This window comes from Haloquadratum walsbyi J07HQW2, from assembly GCF_000415985.1.
Classification (GTDB): Archaea; Halobacteriota; Halobacteria; order Halobacteriales; family Haloferacaceae; genus Haloquadratum; species Haloquadratum walsbyi_B.
In genome coordinates this window covers 3,151,269-3,174,010 of sequence record NZ_KE356561.1, presented here as the reverse complement: position 1 = coordinate 3,174,010, position 22,742 = coordinate 3,151,269, and the positions used below count along the sequence as shown (strand labels likewise).

Here is a 22,742-nt window from a genome sequence, read left to right as displayed (position 1 = left end):
GTCGGGTGGGGTGGGGTGGTTCACACACGAAAACACACTGCTCGTTAACCGGACTTCTCCTCACTGTATAGCGGGTGAGATTCACCAACAATGCGCTTGAATATGAATAGCACGCCAGTGTGAAACAGAACCAGAACACTGACACTTCCAATAATAATGGCGACACGCAACGGTGTCGAAAGCAGACCAAGTGATATAATGAGTGTCGTAGCACAAGCGGGTGGATGAATCGCATCAGCGGCTATCATTGCCCAACTGGTCAGTACGATGGAGATTGTTGCACTTGCAGCTAGGCGAAAGCCCTGTATGGAGAATGGTATTGGCGTCTCAGTAATCGAAGCCCCTGCTGCCACCACTGTCCACGCTGTCAAACCAACAATTCCACCGATAGAGTGACTACCGATGATTCGATACGTCTGTGTTCGTTCACTCCGTCGGTCAAACGCGAGAACAAAAGCGGTTGGACCGAGGCTCGGAAAGATGACCGGCTGCCCACTCCCCCACGCAATCACGCCGAGTACCGTGAACAGTACTCCAGCATATAGACTCGTTCCAACTCGGCGTCTCATATTCTGTCACTCCGCACTTGATTCATAACTCTCCGTGGCATCGATAGCAGAGCAAATATGTCTATTATCTTTTCATATTTATGTAGGAGTCAAATGAGAGCTCCTACTATACTCTCATAAATTCTTATCGTAAATTGTGTGAGTACAGTAGATACACCTGTGAGGGGTCACTTGTCAGGATTATCGAGACGTTTGCCGCCTCTACAGAAGATGACAGACGTCTTTTATGAGATGAAAAGCTGGAGGCGTCCATTACCTGATCTACCTAAAGGATAAGATTCGGGAGACGGATGCCGAATAATATCACCTCTGGCGTGGGCGGACACGGCACACATAATCGATAGGGGCACATCTGATCTGTGCTACATCCGCATCCGCGGGAGTGCTCTCACACCAGAAAGCAATAGTCAGCGCCACTGTCATGATGATTGTGACTGTGACTGTGACTGTGTAAATTAACGAGTAGATCAGTGCGAAAGACGAAAGACGAATCTTGCACACACGGTCAGCCAGGTAAAGGGTGCAATCAGGCTAGCGTCGTAGGGTCGCCAGACTCGCCAGACTCGGCCATCTGCCAGACAGTAAGTCCTCCCATCACACTGAGACCGACCGCGAACACGAACACGACATCGATTCCAGTAGTAGCGACCAGTTCTCCGGCTACAACGGGTCCAATGAACGACCCACCCATCCCGGTCACGCTCGCGAGCGAGATTGCCGTCCCGGCAGCCTGGGGGTTAACGAATTCCTGAATCGACTGGTACATGAGCCCGATCTGCAACTGGACGAACACCCCTGCAAGAACAAGTATCGCGACTAGCACCGCGATCGTCGTGCTGTAAAACATCGCAACCACGAGCACGGTAGCTCCGACGAATGAGGCGGCGAAGACAGGCCGTCGTCGTTGACCCAGCACCGTGTCCGAGAGCCATCCTCCAGTCGGTCGGGCGAGAATCCCGACCGCGGGAAACAGCGCGACGAATGTGCCGCTCTCTGCCAGCGAGACGCCGAACCGGCGAGTGATGTATGTCGGCATCCATGAATTGAATATCATATACAACGAGTAGCCTAGGATCGTGACGACGAGGACCGCCCACACGTTCCGGTTCCGAATCACCCGTTTGAAACCGAGCATTGTCATCGGTTCCGTAGACGCATGGAACCGCGATACGCGCCCGACAGCGGTGTAGAAGGCGAACGACATCATCAGCACCGCGACGCCGAAGACCGGAAATACTCCTGGCCAGCCCACAATAGCGGCGATGCGTGGCGCACCCAGTTGTCCGAGCGCATACCCTGCCGGATAGCCGGAGATGATGACTGATGTCGCCGTTGCCCGCCTAGTCGGTCGAAACGTACTTGCCGCAACGCTGATACAGGTCACCCACAGCACGAACATCCCGACACCGGCAAGTAATCGCGAGGCGATCAACAACGAGACGATGCCCCTGCTCGCAGCGAACCAGTCACCGGTGCTGCCAATAAAGAGCACGGCTGCTGCGGCCGGAACCGCCGCGCGGGTCTCAACGCGGTCAAGATAGATGCCGACTGGAATACCAATTACTGTTGCAGCGATCTGTGGCATCGAAACAACTGCAGCCGCTGTGGATTCAGTGATACCGAGATCGGTCATCACCAGCGGGAGGATACTAGCTGGCGTGATTAGGTATGCACCGACGAATAAAAGTAGCAGCCATCCGGTCGCGATGGTCGCCCAACGCCACACTGAGTCGTCGTCGAGTGTACGGTCATCAATCAGTCCGGTCACTATTCTCCATCAGAGACGATATAATGAATCGCTCGATTGTTTCAGTATCTCTGTTTCGTTTGTCGGCGGGGGCTCTCTGTTCCATACAAATGAATAGATGACTCGTGGTCGGACTGTTCTGTAGCTTGTGTAAATAACATGTTTATACAGTAGCGAATGATTTCGTCATTCATGATTTCCCTGCCCACGTCGCCCGAGGGAAATAGTGAGGACGCTACGGGAGGAAGGAGTATGTGAATGATTAAGACGAGCTTTAGATTCAGTATATAGATTACTTGTGTGGCTATTGTAGACTCACCTCAACCCCCCTCTGTCGGTGTGATCATGCCCTCACTTACTCCAGACAAACCCCTTACTCCAGAGGGGCTTGCATTAACAACTGATTTAATATAATATTCACATGAAAATTTTCTCCGGAATTAAGCGAATTTGCATCAGTTGCTCCAGCTCCGGGAGGCTCCCGTCCTCTCGACTAGGATTGATTATCAAAATCATGTCTATACAATCTTCTTGAGAATTCCATATCCATGTTTTCGGGTTTGCATGAAACGTAACCCAATAATCATCTGACTCGCTGATTGGCGCGTCGGGGTTGGATTGCAGCAGTCATCTATGATGAATATAATCTTATGTTATACACTATCATATCAATGATGCAGGATTATGTCACCTGCACATGACACCGATAATGTGGAACGAACCTCGATTCAAATTAGCGAAGAATTAACCGACGAGTCGTATGAACAGAAGCACCGTGGCGATAGTTGCGACAATGTCATCTGGAGATTGCTTGAGCCTACTGATAATCACAGCTAATCCGGTTTGAGAGGAAATTAAGTTGAGATTCAACGATGTCCCTGTATCTCTCACGATCCTAATTATCAAAACTGACATGATGAAGGGGTAATGTTATGATCGTGATCTCGATTCCTCACCAGACAAGCTGTTCGAAGTGACAACCCCCCGCCAGGCGCCAAGCACTGTGAGGGCAAGACTATATATAATCACGAGCACACAGAACTCAACTGCTGCGGAATATGAGACGCCAGCCTGACCGAAGTCAATTGCTGAGGATTCTACATGAGTGCAACCACTTTGTATCTGAGTGTATGTGTATTGTGACATATCGGTATCTATCCATTGATTAAATTAAATATAATTCGATAGAGCTAGCTTCCTGTAGAGCAACTATTTGACGATTATATGAGCACTCTGGCGCGCTCTGGAACGTCCTCCCTATTTTTATGATAGACTAGGAGGATCGCCGCGAGTGGCTCCGAATGAATATGGGCCTGCTGACACCCGATTGCTACTGAGTTCTGTTCTGATTTCACACACTGTACGGCTAATGCCACCTGTGTTGGGGGAACCGCTATGACAGCAGGATTGTCGGTCAAGATCGATAGTTCATATCAACAAAGAGTGCCATCGATGATTGTACCAAATAAAGACAATAGAGTCAAGCCGCTCGTAGTCATGGGCGCTGCAGGATTTGGAACCTAGGGAAGGGAACCTGACACATCGCTACGCTCGTGCCAGAACCCCCTTCCCATGTTCGCGGTTCAGTCGCATCCCGGCGGTCGCTCCCTGCACCCCTCACCTGCGACAGCATCGAAGCCACCTGGCGAAACCACGTGGGCTAAGCGGCCGGTCGATACCACACAACAACCGGACGCAAACACTCAGTAAACAACACCGAGTCAAGCACGTCTCCCGATTCGTAGAGAACATACCAATGACGCATCTCGAATCAATCGAACCGGCGACTGCACTCAACCTGTATCTCACACAAAAAGAAACTGAAGTCTCCGACTGGACCCTGTATAGCCACGGATCACGTCTTGGACATTTCATTCGGTGGTGTGACGAAAAAGCCATTGACAACCTCAACGACATCATCAGCCGTGATTTGAAGCGATACAAACTCTGGCGACGTGACGACGGGGAAATCAACAATGTGACTCTCAAGACGCAGATGGATACCCTTCGTGTGTTCATCCGCTGGTGTGAGTCTATCAATGCCGTCACACAGGATCTGTCTACATCAGTCGAATCACCCAATCTAGATCACAACGACAACGTTAGAGAAGTGATGCTTGATCCTGAGGATAGCACACTGGTGCTTGAGTACCTCCGCAAGTACGAATACGCGTCTGTCGAACACGTCGCTGTGGAACTCTTGTGGCGAACTGCGCTTCGACGTGGGGCAGCTGTCGCACTGGACGTGGGTGATTACGATGCTCAAAGACAACAACTCGCCGTCAAGCATCGCCCCGAGACAGGAACGCCAATCAAGAATAAAGGACGTGGTGAACGGGTCATCGCCTTGCGAGGATCACTCTGCGAACTGTTAGACGACTGGATTGCTAACCAACGCCCGGCTGTGACTGATGAATACAGGCGTGAACCGTTATTGGCTACGTCACATGGTCGGATTCATGGACAGACTATCCAAAGTCATGTCTACGCATACACGCGTCCCTGTGTGTATTCTGATGACTGTCCAATAGACTGACGAGACCCAGAGACCTGCGAGGCTGCACAGGGGTACTCTGCCGCCTCAGGATGCCCTGAGAGCGTGAGTCCACATGCAGTTCGACGTGGAAGCATAACCAATTACCTCCAAGCTGAAACTCCAAAGCAAATTATCGGTGACCGTGCGAACGTATCGGTCAATGTGCTTGATAAACATTACAATGAGATGACCGAATCCGAGAAGGCTGAACAGCGACGCCAATTCTTCGATTGAACGAGCATCTAACATGGTCGGTGTCCAGACTCACTTCTTCATATTTGTCGCACAACAGGTACGTGCAATGAATGACCTATGACAAGGCTCCGCGCTCTCTGGACGAAGCAATTATTTTTGATTTCGTGCATGACACCCGGTTTTAAATTTTGTACATGCCCCTTAGCGAACTGCTGAGAAGATAGTTGAGTATCTCGCTTCGCTCACACGTTGAATTAAGCCGGTTTAACCTCGTTCAGTGCCGGTCAGTGTCATTAAATTATGTGTTGTTATGGGTTCGATAATTTCTCTTGAAACGACGATACCGGCTCCTGACAGAGATGATATCAAGACTGGAGAGGATATTCGGTAGCTCAGGCACCTGATTTTTTCAAACATGCTTTCAATACAGCAGATATGGATAACCCGATAATCCCTACCGGAGATATTAGACAGGAGAACCCTGGACCTGACCGACAAGGGGCATTCAAACGAGGGTGGACAGCCGCCGTGAAGGATCTCAAAGACAATGATGAATCATCAAAATACTCCGATGGACCACCACCAGAGGATCTTACGTGGGACAATCTCGGATACCGTCTGGGGTGTAATTTCGGTGAAACAGATGATGAACTTCAACAGGAGCTTTTGAGTGGTGCGTAAAGAAGCAGAACAGAGAGTCGGCACAGTCGCAGTCGTAGAACAGTCATCTTAGTATTTCAGTTAGTCCGCCTCGTATCGACGCTACATGGTGATTCGTCTGTGAGATTCAGGACTCAGTCTGAGCGTCACCACACAGATACTCTTGAGCTACTTCCGCAAGGCGATTAGCCACCGGTCCCTCTGAAACGGTCCCATCAGCCGTAATGCGGTACTCCTCGCCGAGTTTGTTGACCACCAGCACAGCGCTCGTCTGGTCGTCTGGATCTCCCTCCACCACAACCTCGCTGCGGTCGCTCAACCGCTCACGAAGATCCTGTTGTCCTGTCGTGAGTCGTTCCACGGGCGGAATGTCACTACTCTTGTCTTCATGTTCGTCTTCGTCCTTATCCTCATTCTGTGTCTGCTGCTGCTGCTGCTGATCAGAGACGTCAGTCTCAAAATTGCTTTGATTCTCTTGATGCCGATGTTGATCCAGCTGCTGTGAGTACGTGCCGACACGGCAGAGTCGTCCGCGTGGAAATGCATACGTCTGGCAATCAGCCGGTAATTCAATCGGGGTTGTCCCACCCCAGTCAGAGTAAGCACTTGCTTGAGTAAGTGTCGACAAGAATGCCACCACGATTACTGTCGACTCGTCGGGATACTCCGGATTTGTGTTTGCGACTGTGTCGGTATCAGTTACTGTCCACTCATGTGCTTCAATTGGAGGAGTATTTATGACAACAGCGTCATCCGGATCATCATCTTCGATATCATGGACAACGGTGCTAATCTCAATGTCATCATCAGTTTCTGTTTCAGTTTTATCCACCATCTTCACCCAGTTTAATTCTGGATCTACGTCTGCGCCAAGCTACGGCTCTATGTCCGTGTTCGTAATTGTGAGTCCGTAACATGGACGTGACTGTGATTACGATGACTGTCTGCGTGAGTATGACTGTAACTGTCTCTCTACTAACCTCATAAGTATCAACATCGGAATTACCGACGGATTCTCGATTATATGAGCAGTTACTGGGATGGAGATGACTGATTTATAATTGAGTTACGCGTTTGCAGATAATTGCTGAAGAATTGCAGAACAGTGAGGATATGCGCATGAATGTGCGATTAGATAAAATTGAGGATTTGCGAGACGAGACGAGACACAGGACGTTGATTTCGATGGTCCGTCATAGTTACCGATTGTACATGTACAAGTTGCCGTGGTGGGGATTGTTAATACATCAGCTGTGCATCGAGTGGTTCCCACTCGATGGGTTCTTCGCCGTGATCTCGACTCGTTGCACCAGAGCGTTCACGGAGTAAATCATCGTAGGTTTTGGCCTCTGCTTTTTCTTTGTGAATTTTGAGTAGCTCTAACGTTTCGTCACTGACTTTGATAACACCCTTATCATCGAGCGTGTTTGCGTCTTCGATGGTTCGAGTGAGGGAGACATCATTGATGAGAACGTTGACCACAGTTTCATCGAGGCTGCTATAATTGTACTCTTGACGGATTTCGATGAGATGGTCTTTGAGTGGTTGGGTGAGACTGGCAGTGGTCATGATTCGACCTCTTGTGCTGTATCAGTGTTCTTTCCTGTGTGTTGTGAGTGTGTGTCGATAGTTTCTGTGAGCCACCACACACGTCCGGATGAGCCGACGGATTTTGTTTGACGCGATTCTGTGTTTTCAGTTCACGGAGTCGATTGTACGCGGTTGAATGTGAACAGTCGACAGCGACGGCTATTTCTTTTGTCGTCCACGGCTCACGCTTATTGTCGGCGTGCTTGCATGGCGACGATAACATCGTCGCGGGTTGTCTTTCGTGTAGGTCCTGGCATAGTCGTTAAGACATCTGCTAGGAGGATAGTCATTATGGGAGCGATTGACTCATAATATCGAGCGTACTCGCGCCGCGACTGTGAGGCACAATAGTATACTCATCGAGCCACTCACTGATGGTGATTTCGTGTGGATTGTCGTATTCGCCGATAACGACGTGGGCAATGTCCGATTCGGGGTTGACGGTCATCGTATGAACCTTATCGACTTGTTCACCGTCACGATATATTTCATATGATTGACCGGATTCTAACTCAGTAGCACTGGTCACTGGTTGACGCATGATGATACGTCATGTTTGCACAGTATTAATTAGATTGTGCCTAACTTGCGTGTCGAATTAAAATAAGTTCACTACTATCTCGATATGATAGTATCAATTACAATCATGTGAATGAACTAACAAGTATTAACTGTATGAAGTGCGTTACCATATGTATGTCAAAAGAAACTGATATTTCAACTGACACTGTCTCAAACCACAACCGAGATTACTGAGTTCCTTCGCAGTGAGGATGATCCATTCCCATGGGCGAGTGATCCAACAGGATTTGAAAAGACACGACTCGTCACGGCAGCTGCGATGCTGGGTGATTGTCCGACTGATTTTGTCCCGTTCGAGAACGTCCTTGACGCGGAGTTTGGCGATGATTAAGGAAACACTACAACCGTTCAAACTGGTTGGCAGATCAACACCCAGACTTGTGGAAAAAGAAGACCGAATCTGGTCATGCAAAGGTGCGTCCTACCGCTAAAGCGGTATACTTGATACGTGCATGCAATCCCGAGGAAAAAGTGCCATGGTGGGAGCCAATCGAGGCTGTTGATGCCGGTGGGAATCCCCTCCCTGTCCAGCGATTTGATGAGCGGCTTGGCTGGAGACGAGGGTCTGAGAACGGTCTGAACGATTCCCAATTAGGGCTGGCATTGGATTTATAGCTGATCATCGGTCGACACTGGTTGATGACGAGGGCGGTTCCAAGAGACTGGATTCAGGTGCAATACCGGCTGTGCAACGCGTTGGGTGTGCTTCTCGGGCAAACAATTTAGTGGAGAATTATAAATATCATGCCGATGAGTTAGAGCGACGGTTTGAGTCGGGGGTGGTGCTAACTTTGACATTGCCGCGAGCGGTGGCTGATTCAGCGGTACATTCGTATGAGGTGATGGCTGAGGCGTGGAAGAGGTTCAGGGATAAGCTACAGTATGATCTGAAAAGCGCAGACAAGCCCACTCCGGGGTGTGTACCGCCGTATATGTGGGTACAGGAGCCGCATCAAGATGGATGGGCACACAGACACGTCATATTCGGTGGAGTACGTCAGTTAATGGATGCAACTGATATCCGCGATAATTGGGCGGACTGTCTTGATATTCCGAATTGTGCGGATGTGACTCCGTGGGTTCGTGTTGATACAATTCATCTCGCGGATGGATGGCATGTTGTTGACTCGAATGATGCTGGACCAGCAGTGATGGCACCGGTTGATACACCGCCGATGGCTGTGGCTGATGGAGGGACTGTCGTCCCTGCCCGATATGAGGATGCTGGTGGGCTACGTCCGTACTATCGAAAGAGCATGAATCGGTTGAGTGAATTAGCGTCATTATCTGTGCCACAGATTCGTGAGCGAGCGGAACAACTTGGCGACAAAACTGCTGAGGGTGCTAAAGAGAGGAACCGTGAGATGGCGTTGTTGTCGTTCATGTGGGCGTCGAAAGCACACGGTTCAGTGGTGCTGCAAACAGGCTCAAAGGGCAGTAAGAAAGCGAGTTCTGGAAGACGTATTCTGACTGTACTCGATATGTGTGTATGGTGAGGGGGCAAGAGGATGGGAGTTCATCTAAGCAAGGGAGAGTAGTGGCTGTGCTATGACCACGGCGTGTGATGTGAGGACTCTGAAAGCCCTCGGTCAGTTTCGGTCCCGCGACTCGCTGCGCGCTTTGGTCGCGATGGACCGTCAGTGCTTGCGTCGCCGGGGGTCCCGAAACTGATTCGCCGTTTCAATCCACCAGGATCCAGCTGACTGTGAGTTGGCGTCAAATAACACTTGTATGGCTGATACGTAGTGATGTATGACTGCGATTGTCGCTGAGCTATGAGTTGCAGGCGGTGAGAATGAAGATGAGGGATATACGCTGTGTAGTAGGCGTGGTATGATCATATGTCTCGTATCGTGCGGACGCTCAGTGACTCGATACAGCGTTTCTCACGAACGAGAAGTCCTGCACAGGATTCGTTGAGGAGCGATGTGAACCGACTATGATGTATCTGCAGACGATGCTGTGGTGAGCAGAACGAATTTGTGTTGGTTGGTTACTCATGGCAGTTTTCATGCGACGTAGTTATGATTAATTTGAGTTGACCGATTTCACATATGGATGGTCTTGGTATGGGTGATACACAGCAACTCGGTCGATTGGAACTGTGATAGTCCATTGCTCGGTGTATGATCCGGTTGAGACGACGCTGGGGGACAGTGTGTCGGGGTCGGGGTCAGAGTCGGTGATGACTGATTCCTCGCGGATGACGAGCGTTGTACCAACGACCTGTGCGTCGGTTGGTCGGAGGACATGTGATGGGTTCCCAACGGCGTCCTGTCGGCTCACTGTGTACTGCGTTTGATTTTCGACAGTGACGGTGAACCGAGCGTCTTCTGGAGACTGAGACTGACTCAAATTCGCTGTCTGAGGTGGGTCGAACGCGGCTGATTGATTAACTGGCAATTCGTTTGTTGAGTAATACGCTCCGCCAGAGACAATCTGCAAAACAGAAGGGATGGAGGCGAGCACAAGCACAATCATAAGTACACTCACGCAGATCACGGCACTGATGATAACTACTCGACGGTGAGCGTCCAGCATTTGACGAACCGTCATCATATGATGCACCTGTGGAGCGATATTCGAGCAGAAATGGAGTCGTGATTTCGTGAAGACGGTGCCACTGGGAGCGTGAGTAGCGACAACGTGAATTCTTTTTCGAAGTGAACACGGAAGTTCAAAACAGTGATGAGGTTACTCTTGCTCGGGGTCATGAGCCATTGTATCAGAAAGCGAGCCATGTAACGGTTCATCGCTTCATACTCAGGGCGATTCGATTGTGTTGAGATGTTCATTCACCAGTATTGGAGCGATGACTCCAACGCCAATTAGGATGACGTATGGTAGCCATTTGGGAGGAGTTGGTCCATCCAGGAATCTGATGAGTCCGGCTAGTGGGAGTGATAATACCATTGCCAACGCGATGAACGTGATAATAACTGTATTTTCACGGGAGAGCATCGAATAACACCATTCGTGGATTCAGGAGAACGTCAGAAGAGACGAAACGTGAGAGGCGTTAGGGAAGATGTGCAGTTGGGGATTGTTCAGTCGGTTGTTGTTACTGTTGTGGGAGTGGTGTGAAAGGTCATAATCGTGTGTGGACTCGCAGTGTGGCGACTGAATATCATGAAGTAGAGATGATACGTGACGATGACACTACAATGGGTTGACCGGTGTGACGCTCGTGTCAGGCGGTGCGACCGGCGAAGCATACACACAGGCAACTGAGGCGATGGTAATTAACACCGATGGCACAGTTACAGCATCAGAGATAATGCGTCGTGGTAAGACGAGGTAACGAACACAATGATTGCAAATGGTGGTATGCTGCCGGTAGAGAGCGGGTACAACGCAGAGAACACATAACTTGGGGTTAACGATGCACCGGACTGTGTTGAGTACGGTGACACCGAGCAGGAGATTGATATGTGCCATCTGATTACCGCTGACCCCGTCTTCGGGCAGATTAAAGAAGTGTTACATTGGGACGCCCGGCAGTGGATCACTATCAGATTCCAGCGCCGATGTGAGCCCTATATTGAATAGCATCAGGAATGTGAGGCTTGATATCACAGTAGGTGAGAAGTTCATCCTGCTCTGTGTTTCTTTCAGTCTTCAGTCTATGATAATCTCGTTTATACCGTACTCCCGATATAAACACTAGTGTCCAGACGGCTGAGAAAAAAAGAGCGAGGAAATGAGTTATTATCAGATAGTCGAATTTAATCATACACCGCCCCACTGAGCGGAGTTTCAAAAATATGTCTGGTTAATCACTGAGCTGACTCCAGTCACTGGTTTTCACCCTGACCGGCTGACCCTGCTAATATATTCTCAATGGTTATCTTGTCCGCATCGTTGGTTAGTAGACCGGTGGTCGTACTTACGAAGTCGTCGCACCACGGCTATTGGCGTCGTAGTAAGTAGTGTATATCATAAGAGAGTCGTCAGTCTTGCCACGCTTGTCGCAGCGGTCATAGGTTTGTTTGGTCTATCGTTTATTAAACCCTGGCGCAGGGGACAGTCGGCTCATTATTTCAACTCGAACGACGAGTGTGATGTGGCACACTCGTCACAGATCCGTCCACGCTGGTTGGACGGGAGGATGATAACGACGGTGTTGATTGCGAAGCAATTAAGTAATGATCACTTGATACTCAGCGCGCAGTGATATAGGGTCGAAGCAACTTGGAGCACGCACAGTCGTCTGGTGGATCTTGAAATGAACGTGGAAACCGAGTGAGCACGCATACTTTTGTCACTGTGGATATGATTGGCATTTGTGAATCGGCAGACGTGACGACCCTGGAATACGCTGCGTGTTCAACTCAATAGTCAGTTTGGTGAGGGTGTTTATATACACCTCTACGCTGTCTGTTGGATTTTGAGGAATAGGAAAGCGAATGGGCGCTGCAGGATTTGAACCCGCGACAGCTTGGTCCGAAGCCAAGTACTCTGTCCAAACTGAGCTAAGCGCCCAATTATCATCTCGCGTTCGCAATAGTGAATAACCAGGTTTGATTTAAGTCTGTTTTCATTCCATCCACTCATTTGCTTCGTGAACACGTAACAGGATTGTGTGGTTATCACAAACACCTTGATCCGACATAACAAATTGAAGCTCTTTTATATCTGAGTTACTCGTATTTCAATGTGGGCTGGTAGCTTAGATTGGCCCAAAGCATCTGGCTTTTAACCAGAGGATCGAGGGTTCAAATCCCTCCCGGCCCGTTATTCATTTATTATTGATCTCATACGAGCAAATATGATTTGTGTAAGGATAATTCAACAAAAGTGAGAATTATCCCCAGGGACTATACTACGCAGATCGTTCGGATTGTCATTTGAGATGCGACTGGACGGTATATACCTAATGTAACATACGTTATGATATCTCAGCCATAATCAGCCACATATCGATTAAATATAAAATACTGTTCCCTTATTTTGAGTATTTTTACGATTCGTTCCTCTCACGTTCAGAGATACTCAAAGGTATGGTTAACTCTTCAGGTCAAAAAATCAGGAGATTATGTTGCTCATTATAAAGAAGTGTATGCGCATATTAAAAATAAAACAATATTGAGGATACTGAGTTACGCTGTTCGTACACTGATGATTTCAATTTCGAATCGCACTGTATTGCCAGCAAGCGGATTGTTATGATCAACTCGGACAATGTCCGGACCAGCATGCGTGATCTCTGCAACAGTGCCATCGTCGGATTTGATATGTGATCCCTCCTCAATGGTCCCACCGGCTATCTCAACACTATCTGCATCGTATTCACGAACGCGACTTTGCTTCCATTCACCGTATGCTTTCTCCGGTGACACTGTAATGTTCGAATGAGTACCTTCCTCAAGTCCGACCAACGCTTTATCAAGCCCTTCGATGACCACCCCACCCCCGACTTCAAAGGTAAATGGTTTATACTCGCGGTCAGGTTGTGTCTTGCTCAACCCGACCTCTGTCGCAATTGATTGCCGTGATGTATCGAAAACAGTCCCATCACCCGTTCGAGCAGTATACTCAATTGTCACAGAATCTCCAGTAGATATTGTCATGCATATATCACTGGTGCGACACGGATAATATGCTGCATCTCTTGATGGTATAATAATTTTACTGTTTGGGTGGTGCGCATATGAGGTGCTGCTTACTGCATTACCCGTCATGAGTCGAGACTTCGCAGTATCATGACTCAATTTATCAAAAGTGTGTACAAACACAGATATTGATTATTGTTGACAGTGATTTCGGGTCACTTATTTCCTCGATTGTAGCAAACTAAATTGATGAATAATGACGTCCGGGGAACAATCCGTGGGATCATTGATCTGATGCGGATTGGGAACGCGGTCGCAGCGGGTGTGCTCACCTTCACTGGAGCCTTTGTCGCCGGTGGCCTTGCAGTGACAGCCATTCATTTAATCGGTGCTATTGCGGCAACAATATTCGCGACTGCAGCTGGGAATGCGATTAATGACTATTTTGACCGCGCAATCGATCGAATCAATCGCCCAATGAGACCAATTCCTCGCGGAGCTATCAGTGAACGAGGCGCTATTATATTCAGTGGATTACTGTTTGTTGCTGCGATTGTCTCAACATTGGTTCTCCCAGTTATTGCGATTGCACTTGCGGTAGCGAATCTGCTCGCATTAGTCGCATACACTGAGTTATTCAAAGGGCTTCCTGGTGTCGGGAACATCGTCGTTGCATACCTTACCGGTTCAACATTCTTATTTGGAGCCGCAGCAGTCGGTCAAGTCACCGACTCCGGTGTGATTGTCTTGTTTATACTGGCTGCGCTCGCAACAGCAACTCGAGAGATTATCAAAGATATTGAAGATATTGATGGTGACCGCCAAGAAGGGCTTCAGACATTGCCAATTGTTATTGGGGTCACACCTGCACGCCGTATTGCAACGGGGGTGCTTGTGATTGCTATCACTGCAAGTGTCGTGCCATACATCATAAGGAGTTTTGGAATCTGGTACCTCACGTTAGTCGTGCCCGCGGATATGATCATGCTGGCTGGAGTCTGGCAGGCACCACATAAGCCCGCACAGGGACAACAGTTACTTAAAATCGGTATGTTCGTCGCAGCAGCAGCATTTGTTCTTGGACGGGCTGTGACCGTGGCTGGGATATAAATAGCTTACATAGCCGATACTGTCGCTCACAGTGGATTGTGCATGAGAAGCATCAGCGCTCAATTATACTTCGACAATAGGCAGATTCGCGGGTCAGTATCGTCGCGTCGGGTCGCGTCGGGTCGGATTCACCACTACGACACGTTTTGATAAGCAAATACAGATGAAATAACCTAGGAGTGTCGTATGAGTGGTGAAATGCACACAACTGAGAGTAAAAACACGATAAGCAATATATACGTGTATATATGGCTCACAACTGAAGATTCAAGTAATGACAATCAAAGAAGATTCACCGAGCGTAATTGAGCGGGCGCTTACAGCGACAACGATTGCTGTTATTGGATGTTCAACGACGCCAGGAAAGCCAGCACACGATGTTCCTAAGTATCTTATTCGGCATGGATATGATATTATGCCGATTAATCCGTTTGCAGAGCAGATCTTCGATACAACAGCGTATGATTCACTCACAGCTGTCCCAGATGACGACATAATCGATATAGTCAATATTTTTCGACCAAGCGAGGAGGTACCAGAAATTATTGAGTCGGTAATTGAGCGACACGACCGCGTTGGCGATGCCGAAATTGTCTGGTTACAGCGTGGAATTCGTGATGATACAGCAGCCTCAAACGCCACCGAGGCGGGAATTGATGTCGTTCAAGACCGCTGTCTCAAAGTTGCACACAGTACGCATAGGGCATGATTCACAATATGGTGTGTATGCGCCTACGAACATTGTACTCTCAACGGACAGGACACCATCTACTATGTGTGAATCATCTCAGGATCGTGCCCTACGGTATTCGTCATAGTAATCATTAACAGAATTGTTTAATGCGATATTTTCACTAGTTGGCAAAGAGCATTCAATGCACGATCAGTCCCACAATGCCAGTTATGCCGGACTATCAGGAGTGACGTCAGAGTCCAGAGTCAGATCCTGATTCTGCTGCTGATTCTGCTGTCTCTGCCTCAGCCTCAGCCTCAGTGATGTGTGCGTCTGCAATAACAGTTTCAGTATCAATATCTTCTTGATCAGCGATTGCCTCAACAATAGCTCGAATCTCAGCAGTTTCAGTCTCAAGTCGGTCAACAGTCGCTTGTGTCTCACCGGTCGTTTCCCGCATTTCTGAAATCTGCGCTCGCAGTTCATTTAATCGCTGATAGACGTTTTCCGCCATCTCCGTTACCTTTTGTAGCTTCTTCGCTGTTGTTCCCAATCCCATATGATACAACTACTCATCAAGCTACCTGTATATTCCGACTAGTTCAGATACGGATACGGATCATTATCTATACCAGCGCAACTCATAGCATACCATCTAGCCAACAAACAGAATCATAAAATAAATCTCTTAATTCGCAAGCTGGAGCAGGGCCCGAGTATAATGACAATAATGGCGGTAACTCAAATATACTGGATGAAGACAGAGACTAATCGATTCCTGACCGAAGCGCGAAGTAATAGCCATATCTTAATTACTTTTCACCGGAGATATTAAACGAGTGGCTTCGTCAATAAAATCACATACATGAACGAGTCACCACCTGATTCTGAGTCTAACCCCAGCTCTAGAGGGCAATCACTATCGCTTACAGATAATAAGACAATCACATCAATTCTCGACATACTTGCCCGCACGGCTCCAGAAATTCGAAGTGGACTCCCAGGACGGCGTGTCAAGACTGATGAGGAGAATCCGTCTGGAGAGTCGCCAATGGAGGCAGATATGTTCGCTGATGAACTCCTCCGTAACCGTCTTGGCTCGCTTGATGGAGTGGGAGAGTACGCCAGCGAGGAACGTGCATCAGCCGACGATACTGGATCAGGGTTTTCAGTCTGTGTCGACCCACTTGATGGCTCCTCAAATCTCAAACCAAACGCTGCAATGGGGACAATTGCAGCAGTATACGATGCACCCCTTCCAGCACATGGGTCTGACCTAGTTGCTGCGGCATACGTTCTCTATGGTGCAACGACAACAATGATTGCAGCAGTCGGTGGTTCTGTCACGGATTATGTCATTCACCAAGATGGAAGCTATGAACCAATTGAACAGGAAGTAGACGTCCCAACGGAACCAACGGTGTATGGTTTTGGTGGGCGTGTGCCGAATTGGCCTGCTGATTTCGAGTCTTTTGTTGATGAGATTGAATCTGATCCATCGATGAAACTCCGATATGGAGGAGCGATGATCGGTGATGTGAATCAGGTGCTCACGTATGGTGGGATTTTCGGGTATCCAGCGCTCACGAACGCTCCATCCGGGAAGCTTCGCATCCAATTTGAAGGGTATCCTGTCGGGTATATTATTGAATGTGCTGGTGGAGCTTCTTCAGATGGCTCGCAGTCATTGCTTGCGGTCGAATCAAATGGCATTCATGATCGGACGCCAGTCTATGTTGGAACACCATCACTGATTGAGCAACTTGAGACTGCACTAACAGGTGAGGCTAACGCCGATTGATTGAATAGATCTACTGGAATATATTGTTCACAGTGTTGATTTGCATATGTCATATCAACAGCGGGCTTTTCGGTCATTATCGATAGTCGATTTGCGGTAATCTGAGATGCGAGAATGCAGTTTATTACTTTCAGCGGTCACGATTGTACATTTGGTCGATATTTTTAACCGAGGCGACCCCCGAATTTGACATATGGCATCTGAGGCGAATCCCTTCGAGAGCTTACAAGAACAAATCGATGATGCAGCAACATATCTCGATGTTCGTAGCGACCTCGTTGAGCGACTAAAACGACCTGAACGCGTTCTTGAAGCAAATTTGTCCGTTGAAATGGACGATGGGACAATCGAGCATTTCAAATCATTCCGCTCACAGTTTAATGGTGATCGCGGACCGTACAAGGGGGGGATTCGCTATCATCCAGGTGTCACACGTGATGAAGTAAAAGCGCTCTCGGGGTGGATGGTATATAAATGCGCACTTGTTGATATCCCATACGGTGGTGGCAAGGGAGGTATTGCTGTTGACCCGAGTAAATACTCAGCCGGAGAATTAGAACGATTGACACGCTCATTTGCGACTGAACTTCGTCCACTTATTGGTCCGAATGTTGATATTCCAGCCCCAGACGTGAACACCGGACAACGAGAAATGGACTGGATTAAAGACACATACGAAACCCTCGAGAATACGAATGCCCCAGGAACGGTCACAGGAAAGTCACTCTCAGCAGGCGGAAGTGCGGGTCGTGTTCGGGCAACAGGTCGGTCTACGATGCTGACCGCCCGAGAGGCGTTTGAATATCGTGGACAAGATATTGCAGATGCAACCGTCGCAATACAGGGATATGGTAACGCTGGGTCTGTCGCTGCTGAGTTGCTTGAAGACCAAGGAGCAAGTATTGTTGCTGTGTCGGACTCATCGGGTGCAATCTATGACCCAACGGGATTAGATACACGTGCGGTGAAGTCAGATAAGCGTAAAACCGGCTCAGTAATCGAGTACGAGGGAGCAGAAACCGAAGTGCGGTCGAATCGCGAACTATTGACGCTTGATGTTGATGTGTTGATCCCAGCAGCATTGGAGAATGCTATTGATGGATCGATTGCATCCGATGTGCGTGCTAATGTGATTGTTGAGGCGGCAAATGGACCCCTGACACCGGAGGCAGATGCCGTCTTGACTAATCGCGATGTTGCTGTATTTCCAGATGTGCTCGCAAATGCTGGAGGAGTGACTGTATCATACTTTGAGTGGGTACAGAATCGACAGCAGTTCTACTGGGCAGAATCACGAGTCAAAGAGGAACTAGAAACGATTATCACGAATGCATTCGATGACCTTGTCGAAACCTATGAGTCACGTGATCTTCCAAACTTCCGAACGGCTGCATACGCTGTTGCAATTGAGCGGGTTATCAAAGCGTATGATCGACAGGGCACGTGGCCTTAATCGATCTGAAACGCACTGTGGTTACTCTTAATCATCAGATGTTCTATATTCGTGCAGTGAATTATTTATAAACTATCTGAAATACGTTAATTCGGACTTAGATACAGTATTTCTGTTTTTTATGTGTCCAATGGAATGGCTTTGATGATCCAGAATGGAATATTGTAGAGTGGGAAATCTCAGCTTATTAATTCAAAATGCATCATACAGAGTTAGGTTCAATTCAGACAATCACTCGTCCAGAAATTTCAGAATTGATATCCTTTCCGCCCGTCGGCGAAGATTCCTCGCAGAGGAATTCAAGCTTGCACGGGTCCTCAGTTCTCACAGACGCTGACGCTGTCGCGTGGACCGTCGAAGGAAGCCACCCACTTATGACCGAGTGTGCCGTCCAGCGCATGGAGCTCTGTCATCGGAGCCTTCTCACTCAGACATGCCGAGCGGGTCACTGAGACGAATACGAAGACGAATACAATTCGTCCCTCCACGATATGGTATTCATCCTCCTGAGAACCGTCAGTCGCAGTCGCAGACGACAGTCGCTATCGAGGGAACTCCAATAGATTATGCTCTCAGAGAAATCAAAAAATTTCCGTCGGATTCATTCCCGCCCTCAAGGACGGGCGCTGGGGGTTGAGCTTTCTCCTTGATTTCAGTAATCACGACAGTATCTGGCAGGGTAAGATGAAGAAGATAATCCATCCCGAGTCATTGAAGTTAGTTCCACACGCTGGCATAGATGATGCATCAGGACCACTTACTCTCCGCAACACAGCTATCGCGAGAGGATATTGAAACAATTCTCGACCGAGCAGCAGCGATTGAGACAAACCTGGATGGGTGGGAGGCCCAATACAGTGGAATGGTGCTTGGATTATGCTTTTTTGAACCAAGCACTCGAACTCGGATGAGTTTCGATGCTGCGATGAAGCGACTTGGTGGACGCACAATTGATATGGGCAGTGTCGACAACTCATCAATATCAAAAGGCGAAACACTCGCTGATACAGTCCGCGTTATTGCCGGATACGCCGACGTCATCGTGCTTAGACATCCATCTGAAGGCGCAGCAAAGTTAGCTGCTGAATTTGTTGACGTGCCCATAATTAACGCCGGTGACGGTGCTGGACAACACCCAACACAGACACTGCTGGATTTGTATACAATGCGAGAGAATGGTGGACTTGATGAGACTACCATCGGGATCGCTGGCGATTTAAAATATGGTCGAACAGTTCATTCACTCGCAGCAGCATTGACTAACTTCGACGTTCGACAACACTTCATCAGCCCTGAAAGTCTTCAACTCCCTCGAAATATTCGATATGATCTGCATGAATCTGGTGCAGAAGTGCGCGAACATACAGATATCAAACCAGTACTTCCTGAACTCGATATTTTGTATGTAACACGGATTCAACGTGAGCGTTTCCCTGATGAGAACGAGTATCAACGAGTTGCTGGGCAGTATCGTGTCGATACTGATGTTTTATCACATGCAGATGATAATCTGACCGTGATGCATCCGCTTCCTCGGGTCGATGAAATTGCACCAGAAGTTGATGATACCGAACATGCGGCGTATTTTGAGCAAGCACATAATGGGGTTCCTGTTCGAATGGCACTGCTTGACGCGTTGATACAGGGAGCAAAATGAACGATCACGATTACGAGGAAGATCAAAACCAGGGTGAGGCTGAAGATATTGTATCGACAGCGAGAAAGATCGATGATCAACAATTGCGTGTCTCGAAAATCCGCGATGGGACTGTAATCGATCATCTCACCGCTGGAGAAGCATTGGATGTGCTTGCTATTCTTGGAATCGATGGGTCAAACGGTGAGGGGGTCTCCATTGGGATGAATGTCGTCTCTGACCGGCTGGGAACAAAAGATATTGTCAAAGTTGAGGATCGTGAGCTAAGTCAATCTGAAGTTGATGTCCTCGCGGTGATTGCTCCTGAAGCAACGATCAATATCATTCGAGACTACACAGTGATAGATAAAAAGCGAATTGAGCGTCCGACAGCGGTCACCGGTGTTCTGTCATGTCCCAACCGAAACTGCATTACAAACGCTAATGAGCCGGTTAATACTCGTTTCATGGTCCTCGATGAAGGGCTTCAGTGTAATTACTGTGGATCAATTGTCCACGAAGATGAAGTGCCAACTTATCTTGATGTTGCATAGCCGACAATTCTAACACAATCCATCTGTCCTGATGTATGCAATTTAGATTACGCCATTCATAAATGATTAAGAGTTATCAGAGCAATACTATTAATATGTCAAAACGAGCAAAAATCATAGCCGTTGTTGCTGTTGTTGCATTAACATACACGCTTATTGCCAGCCGTTCAAACAGTGGTGACACTGAACAAGATTCAACTTAATTATATTTCACACCGCGGTTCTGAGCAATCTCTGACGGATATACTATTTTTCTTGACTGTGTCGACGGACAGAGTATCTCAAAAATTCGCTCGTACAGAGAGCGCATTAATTATTCGAGATGATTGAACATAGCGCTACAGTGAATGATGCCGTTCGAGTTGATGATGTTGGATTTCCACGAGAGGGATGCTACAGACGCGACCGATGTCAAGAGTTATTCAATGAGAGCACCGCAGATATATGACAATCGTGGCGTGATGACATTATTACGGAATTTGTAGAAATAGCAACGGAATTAATTCCAAGGCGAACGCATTTTACACTCTATCCTGACCCATACCCAGGACATCTCTTCGACCGCAGTGGGATCAATGGCGAGCGAATCGCTGAATATGTTATTCCATTGTATGATATGCACTATGAGATGACATATTGGCTAGAAACAATGATAAAATGCTTCCAGAGTCGGATCGATGCGATTGAATCTGATAGGGGCGTTTCTATTGAATTGTGTGCAGTTGATGTCGATGTTTATGATCTTATACACGCTCCAAAAGTAGCAAAAGCATACAGCACACACGTATAGTTTAAATATGATGCCTCAAGTGCAGCTGCAGCGTTACGACGCACGGGTGCCGATAGCCGCGATGGAGGAACTCACCGACCTGACTAATCGAAGATTAAGCGATAATATTGAAACTAACTCAGAGGCTCCCAGCAAGATATGCAATCACGAGTAATCCGCCGATGAAGATGAATATCGCAAACATAAATAATCCAACGAGAAGACGCCGTTGTGCCGGGGTCGGATCAGCCATTATTCTCTCTATTACCAGCGAATATAATAACAATATCTAAAAACCACTCACATGAACTGATATCACTGAAGTCAACTACCCCACCCTACTTCGCTCGGTGAACCCTCGCTCGGTGAGGCTGGGGTGGGGCTTGTCAGTGGTCTCTCCCCCTGCCTCTAACCCGTGACGGCTATTGTCGGTTAGGGCTGTACACTTTAAGTTAACTCGGCGTCTTCGACCTCGACCCTGACTTCAGAGCATATTGACTGATGCTCCTCCCACGAGGTGGCTGATGACCTCGAAGGAGAGACAGTTCCGCAATGCAATGTTCTTCGCTGCGTGATAATCGGCGTGATTCTGTTTCCCGTATCGTTGTCGCTGGCACTCACACTCATCATGATGACGATTCTCATCTCGAACACTTCCACAGTCGGTATACCATTTCGAAGTGTTCTTAGAATTCACCGTCTCCACGAACACCCCATGTCCATGTAGTTCAGCTTTGTATTCGACACACTGTTTGAGCTTGCGGAATGCCCATTTCGACTGCCAGTCAGTATGGGAGTCGGTCTCGAATCACAATCCCAGCAGGTTCCTCGAATATTATTCCGTCGCACTCGTGTGTCACGGCTTCTGCGACAATCCCGTTCGCAACAGTATGCAGTATGGCACGTACTTCAGATACTCATCTTCCCGACCACCCAGTTTCTGAAGCGTTCGATGAGCTGATTGCGTGCCACACTCTTGGAGGTCGCCACGAGTCTTTTTGAACTCTCTGCGGGCGTGGTTGAGCTGAGCTTGCCTGCACTGACAAAGCGAGCTATGCTTGTGACGGCAATCCAATCTGATTCACACCAAGGATCGAGATCGACACCCAGAACCGTTCTATTCCGTTCGGTTCTGCGTCGGTGAATCTTGCTCAGGCTTTTCGTTTCGATACCCGATGTGCAAGCACCATTCTCCGTCTCTATCTCGGTGATGTAGCGTGCTTTCCGTGTATTCGCATTCCACTCTCACTGTCCAAGTACTGGTATTGGTATCCATCATCCTCGTTTGCGTTTGGCAGTGCGAGGTTCGCCCTCA

27 protein-coding genes and 2 tRNA genes are annotated in these 22,742 nt (G+C 48.2%); 15 read left to right on the top strand and 14 right to left on the bottom strand.

What is annotated here, in order from left to right; translation table 11 throughout:
* Nucleotides 1-44: 44 nt before the first annotated feature.
* Together J07HQW2_RS14865 and J07HQW2_RS14860 are read right to left on the bottom strand one after the other, a co-directional pair.
* Nucleotides 45-569 (bottom strand): HPP family protein, encoded by a 525-nt coding sequence (locus J07HQW2_RS14865; protein ID WP_021056438.1) that lies wholly within the window; start codon nt 567-569, stop codon nt 45-47.
* 526 nt (nt 570-1,095) lie between these two features.
* The gene (locus J07HQW2_RS14860; RefSeq protein WP_021056437.1) at nt 1,096-2,337 is read right to left on the bottom strand and encodes an MFS transporter; all 1,242 of its coding nucleotides are present in this window, start codon (nt 2,335-2,337) and stop codon (nt 1,096-1,098) included.
* Between the two features lie 663 nt (nt 2,338-3,000).
* On the opposite strand from J07HQW2_RS14860, the gene J07HQW2_RS19110 reads away from it, so the two are divergent.
* Nucleotides 3,001-3,153: a hypothetical protein gene (locus J07HQW2_RS19110; RefSeq protein ID WP_021056436.1), complete on the top strand. Its 153-nt coding sequence runs from the start codon at nt 3,001-3,003 to the stop codon at nt 3,151-3,153.
* Nucleotides 3,154-3,246: 93 nt separating this feature from the next.
* Here J07HQW2_RS19110 and J07HQW2_RS14855 read toward each other — a convergent pair whose 3' ends face one another.
* A complete protein-coding gene (locus J07HQW2_RS14855; protein ID WP_021056435.1) occupies nt 3,247-3,462 on the bottom strand; it encodes a hypothetical protein in 216 nt (71 codons plus the stop codon).
* A 610-nt stretch (nt 3,463-4,072) separates the two neighbouring features.
* Here J07HQW2_RS14855 and J07HQW2_RS14850 point away from each other — a divergent pair.
* From J07HQW2_RS14850 to J07HQW2_RS14845, 3 genes are all read left to right on the top strand, one after another.
* Nucleotides 4,073-4,852 (top strand): tyrosine-type recombinase/integrase, encoded by a 780-nt coding sequence (locus J07HQW2_RS14850; RefSeq protein WP_021056434.1) that lies wholly within the window; start codon nt 4,073-4,075, stop codon nt 4,850-4,852.
* A 63-nt stretch (nt 4,853-4,915) separates the two neighbouring features.
* Nucleotides 4,916-5,086, top strand: coding sequence for a hypothetical protein (locus J07HQW2_RS19655; protein ID WP_343122467.1), 171 nt, complete (start codon nt 4,916-4,918; stop codon nt 5,084-5,086).
* A 396-nt stretch (nt 5,087-5,482) separates the two neighbouring features.
* Entirely contained in the window at nt 5,483-5,728 is a 246-nt protein-coding gene (locus tag J07HQW2_RS14845; protein WP_021056432.1) for a hypothetical protein, read from the top strand.
* Between the two features lie 106 nt (nt 5,729-5,834).
* Here J07HQW2_RS14845 and J07HQW2_RS14840 read toward each other — a convergent pair whose 3' ends face one another.
* From J07HQW2_RS14840 to J07HQW2_RS14830, 3 genes are all read right to left on the bottom strand, one after another.
* Entirely contained in the window at nt 5,835-6,542 is a 708-nt protein-coding gene (locus tag J07HQW2_RS14840) for a hypothetical protein (RefSeq protein ID WP_021056431.1), read from the bottom strand.
* A gap of 404 nt (nt 6,543-6,946) precedes the next feature.
* Entirely contained in the window at nt 6,947-7,276 is a 330-nt protein-coding gene (locus J07HQW2_RS14835; protein WP_021056430.1) for a hypothetical protein, read from the bottom strand.
* Nucleotides 7,277-7,586: 310 nt separating this feature from the next.
* Entirely contained in the window at nt 7,587-7,838 is a 252-nt protein-coding gene (locus tag J07HQW2_RS14830; protein ID WP_021056428.1) for a hypothetical protein, read from the bottom strand.
* 398 nt (nt 7,839-8,236) lie between these two features.
* Between J07HQW2_RS14830 and J07HQW2_RS14825 the strand changes: the two genes are divergently transcribed.
* Together J07HQW2_RS14825 and J07HQW2_RS14820 are read left to right on the top strand one after the other, a co-directional pair.
* A complete protein-coding gene (locus J07HQW2_RS14825) occupies nt 8,237-8,494 on the top strand; it encodes a hypothetical protein (protein WP_048075326.1) in 258 nt (85 codons plus the stop codon).
* A 389-nt stretch (nt 8,495-8,883) separates the two neighbouring features.
* Nucleotides 8,884-9,375, top strand: coding sequence for a hypothetical protein (locus J07HQW2_RS14820; RefSeq protein WP_048075325.1), 492 nt, complete (start codon nt 8,884-8,886; stop codon nt 9,373-9,375).
* A 50-nt stretch (nt 9,376-9,425) separates the two neighbouring features.
* Here J07HQW2_RS14820 and J07HQW2_RS19105 read toward each other — a convergent pair whose 3' ends face one another.
* The 3 genes from J07HQW2_RS19105 to J07HQW2_RS14810 all read right to left on the bottom strand — a co-directional run bounded on the left by J07HQW2_RS19105 (nt 9,426) and on the right by J07HQW2_RS14810 (nt 10,840).
* A complete protein-coding gene (locus tag J07HQW2_RS19105; protein WP_303704222.1) occupies nt 9,426-9,563 on the bottom strand; it encodes a hypothetical protein in 138 nt (45 codons plus the stop codon).
* Nucleotides 9,564-9,907: 344 nt separating this feature from the next.
* Nucleotides 9,908-10,372 (bottom strand): hypothetical protein, encoded by a 465-nt coding sequence (locus J07HQW2_RS14815; RefSeq protein WP_303704221.1) that lies wholly within the window; start codon nt 10,370-10,372, stop codon nt 9,908-9,910.
* Nucleotides 10,373-10,642: 270 nt separating this feature from the next.
* Nucleotides 10,643-10,840 carry a DUF7987 family protein gene (locus J07HQW2_RS14810; RefSeq protein ID WP_021056425.1) on the bottom strand — a complete coding sequence of 66 codons (198 nt, stop codon included), beginning with the start codon at nt 10,838-10,840 and terminating at the stop codon, nt 10,643-10,645.
* A gap of 217 nt (nt 10,841-11,057) precedes the next feature.
* Here J07HQW2_RS14810 and J07HQW2_RS19100 point away from each other — a divergent pair, with 217 nt between their 5' ends.
* The gene (locus J07HQW2_RS19100; RefSeq protein ID WP_303704220.1) at nt 11,058-11,180 is read left to right on the top strand and encodes a hypothetical protein; all 123 of its coding nucleotides are present in this window, start codon (nt 11,058-11,060) and stop codon (nt 11,178-11,180) included.
* Nucleotides 11,181-12,286: 1,106 nt separating this feature from the next.
* Here the strand turns inward: J07HQW2_RS19100 and J07HQW2_RS14800 are convergent.
* Nucleotides 12,287-12,361: transfer RNA gene (locus tag J07HQW2_RS14800), tRNA-Arg, on the bottom strand.
* Nucleotides 12,362-12,537: 176 nt separating this feature from the next.
* Here J07HQW2_RS14800 and J07HQW2_RS14795 point away from each other — a divergent pair.
* Nucleotides 12,538-12,613, top strand: a tRNA-Lys gene (locus J07HQW2_RS14795).
* 365 nt (nt 12,614-12,978) lie between these two features.
* Here the strand turns inward: J07HQW2_RS14795 and J07HQW2_RS14790 are convergent.
* Nucleotides 12,979-13,449, bottom strand: coding sequence for an FKBP-type peptidyl-prolyl cis-trans isomerase (locus J07HQW2_RS14790; protein WP_021056423.1), 471 nt, complete (start codon nt 13,447-13,449; stop codon nt 12,979-12,981).
* Nucleotides 13,450-13,680: 231 nt separating this feature from the next.
* On the opposite strand from J07HQW2_RS14790, the gene J07HQW2_RS14785 reads away from it, so the two are divergent.
* Both J07HQW2_RS14785 and J07HQW2_RS14780 read left to right on the top strand, forming a co-directional pair.
* On the top strand, nt 13,681-14,541 hold the full coding sequence (locus J07HQW2_RS14785) for a geranylgeranylglycerol-phosphate geranylgeranyltransferase (protein ID WP_021056422.1): 861 nt from the start codon (nt 13,681-13,683) through the stop codon (nt 14,539-14,541).
* A 274-nt stretch (nt 14,542-14,815) separates the two neighbouring features.
* On the top strand, nt 14,816-15,250 hold the full coding sequence (locus J07HQW2_RS14780; RefSeq protein ID WP_021056421.1) for a CoA-binding protein: 435 nt from the start codon (nt 14,816-14,818) through the stop codon (nt 15,248-15,250).
* A 217-nt stretch (nt 15,251-15,467) separates the two neighbouring features.
* Here the strand turns inward: J07HQW2_RS14780 and J07HQW2_RS14775 are convergent, their stop codons facing one another.
* Nucleotides 15,468-15,773: a DUF5798 family protein gene (locus J07HQW2_RS14775; protein ID WP_021056420.1), complete on the bottom strand. Its 306-nt coding sequence runs from the start codon at nt 15,771-15,773 to the stop codon at nt 15,468-15,470.
* A 306-nt stretch (nt 15,774-16,079) separates the two neighbouring features.
* On the opposite strand from J07HQW2_RS14775, the gene J07HQW2_RS14770 reads away from it, so the two are divergent.
* Nucleotides 16,080-17,015 carry a class 1 fructose-bisphosphatase gene (locus J07HQW2_RS14770; protein WP_021056419.1) on the top strand — a complete coding sequence of 312 codons (936 nt, stop codon included), beginning with the start codon at nt 16,080-16,082 and terminating at the stop codon, nt 17,013-17,015.
* Nucleotides 17,016-17,208: 193 nt separating this feature from the next.
* Complete coding sequence (locus J07HQW2_RS14765) at nt 17,209-18,468, top strand: Glu/Leu/Phe/Val family dehydrogenase (RefSeq protein ID WP_021056417.1); 1,260 nt, start codon at nt 17,209-17,211, stop codon at nt 18,466-18,468.
* A 317-nt stretch (nt 18,469-18,785) separates the two neighbouring features.
* Here the strand turns inward: J07HQW2_RS14765 and J07HQW2_RS19095 are convergent, their stop codons facing one another.
* Nucleotides 18,786-18,956 carry a hypothetical protein gene (locus J07HQW2_RS19095; RefSeq protein WP_303704219.1) on the bottom strand — a complete coding sequence of 57 codons (171 nt, stop codon included), beginning with the start codon at nt 18,954-18,956 and terminating at the stop codon, nt 18,786-18,788.
* 254 nt (nt 18,957-19,210) lie between these two features.
* Here J07HQW2_RS19095 and pyrB point away from each other — a divergent pair, with 254 nt between their 5' ends.
* The 3 genes from pyrB (at nt 19,211) to J07HQW2_RS19090 (ending at nt 21,106) form a co-directional block, all read left to right on the top strand.
* Nucleotides 19,211-20,125: an aspartate carbamoyltransferase gene (pyrB, locus tag J07HQW2_RS14760; protein WP_021056415.1), complete on the top strand. Its 915-nt coding sequence runs from the start codon at nt 19,211-19,213 to the stop codon at nt 20,123-20,125.
* Nucleotides 20,126-20,193: 68 nt separating this feature from the next.
* Complete coding sequence (pyrI, locus tag J07HQW2_RS14755; protein ID WP_048075723.1) at nt 20,194-20,658, top strand: aspartate carbamoyltransferase regulatory subunit; 465 nt, start codon at nt 20,194-20,196, stop codon at nt 20,656-20,658.
* Nucleotides 20,659-20,980: 322 nt separating this feature from the next.
* Nucleotides 20,981-21,106 (top strand): hypothetical protein, encoded by a 126-nt coding sequence (locus tag J07HQW2_RS19090; RefSeq protein ID WP_021056412.1) that lies wholly within the window; start codon nt 20,981-20,983, stop codon nt 21,104-21,106.
* Nucleotides 21,107-21,911: 805 nt separating this feature from the next.
* On the opposite strand, the gene J07HQW2_RS19085 is transcribed toward J07HQW2_RS19090, so the two are convergent.
* Nucleotides 21,912-22,133 (bottom strand): zinc ribbon domain-containing protein, encoded by a 222-nt coding sequence (locus tag J07HQW2_RS19085; RefSeq protein WP_303704218.1) that lies wholly within the window; start codon nt 22,131-22,133, stop codon nt 21,912-21,914.
* Nucleotides 22,134-22,742 lie beyond the last annotated feature (609 nt).

What these genes read in the sequence shown, in the direction of transcription:
- J07HQW2_RS14865 (WP_021056438.1), bottom strand. Translation starts at nt 569, where the DNA reads ATGAGACGCCGAGTTGGAACGAGTCTATATGCTGGAGTACTGTTCACG.
- J07HQW2_RS19110 (WP_021056436.1), top strand. Translation starts at nt 3,001, where the DNA reads ATGTCACCTGCACATGACACCGATAATGTGGAACGAACCTCGATTCAA.
- J07HQW2_RS14855 (WP_021056435.1), bottom strand. Translation starts at nt 3,462, where the DNA reads ATGTCACAATACACATACACTCAGATACAAAGTGGTTGCACTCATGTA.
- J07HQW2_RS14850 (WP_021056434.1), top strand. Translation starts at nt 4,073, where the DNA reads ATGACGCATCTCGAATCAATCGAACCGGCGACTGCACTCAACCTGTAT.
- J07HQW2_RS14845 (WP_021056432.1), top strand. Translation starts at nt 5,483, where the DNA reads ATGGATAACCCGATAATCCCTACCGGAGATATTAGACAGGAGAACCCT.
- J07HQW2_RS14840 (WP_021056431.1), bottom strand. Translation starts at nt 6,542, where the DNA reads ATGGTGGATAAAACTGAAACAGAAACTGATGATGACATTGAGATTAGC.
- J07HQW2_RS14835 (WP_021056430.1), bottom strand. Translation starts at nt 7,276, where the DNA reads ATGACCACTGCCAGTCTCACCCAACCACTCAAAGACCATCTCATCGAA.
- J07HQW2_RS14830 (WP_021056428.1), bottom strand. Translation starts at nt 7,838, where the DNA reads ATGCGTCAACCAGTGACCAGTGCTACTGAGTTAGAATCCGGTCAATCA.
- J07HQW2_RS14820 (WP_048075325.1), top strand. Translation starts at nt 8,884, where the DNA reads ATGGATGCAACTGATATCCGCGATAATTGGGCGGACTGTCTTGATATT.
- J07HQW2_RS14810 (WP_021056425.1), bottom strand. Translation starts at nt 10,840, where the DNA reads ATGCTCTCCCGTGAAAATACAGTTATTATCACGTTCATCGCGTTGGCA.
- J07HQW2_RS14790 (WP_021056423.1), bottom strand. Translation starts at nt 13,449, where the DNA reads ATGACAATATCTACTGGAGATTCTGTGACAATTGAGTATACTGCTCGA.
- J07HQW2_RS14785 (WP_021056422.1), top strand. Translation starts at nt 13,681, where the DNA reads ATGAATAATGACGTCCGGGGAACAATCCGTGGGATCATTGATCTGATG.
- J07HQW2_RS14780 (WP_021056421.1), top strand. Translation starts at nt 14,816, where the DNA reads ATGACAATCAAAGAAGATTCACCGAGCGTAATTGAGCGGGCGCTTACA.
- J07HQW2_RS14775 (WP_021056420.1), bottom strand. Translation starts at nt 15,773, where the DNA reads ATGGGATTGGGAACAACAGCGAAGAAGCTACAAAAGGTAACGGAGATG.
- J07HQW2_RS14770 (WP_021056419.1), top strand. Translation starts at nt 16,080, where the DNA reads ATGAACGAGTCACCACCTGATTCTGAGTCTAACCCCAGCTCTAGAGGG.
- J07HQW2_RS14765 (WP_021056417.1), top strand. Translation starts at nt 17,209, where the DNA reads ATGGCATCTGAGGCGAATCCCTTCGAGAGCTTACAAGAACAAATCGAT.
- pyrB (WP_021056415.1), top strand. Translation starts at nt 19,211, where the DNA reads ATGCATCAGGACCACTTACTCTCCGCAACACAGCTATCGCGAGAGGAT.
- J07HQW2_RS19090 (WP_021056412.1), top strand. Translation starts at nt 20,981, where the DNA reads ATGATTGAACATAGCGCTACAGTGAATGATGCCGTTCGAGTTGATGAT.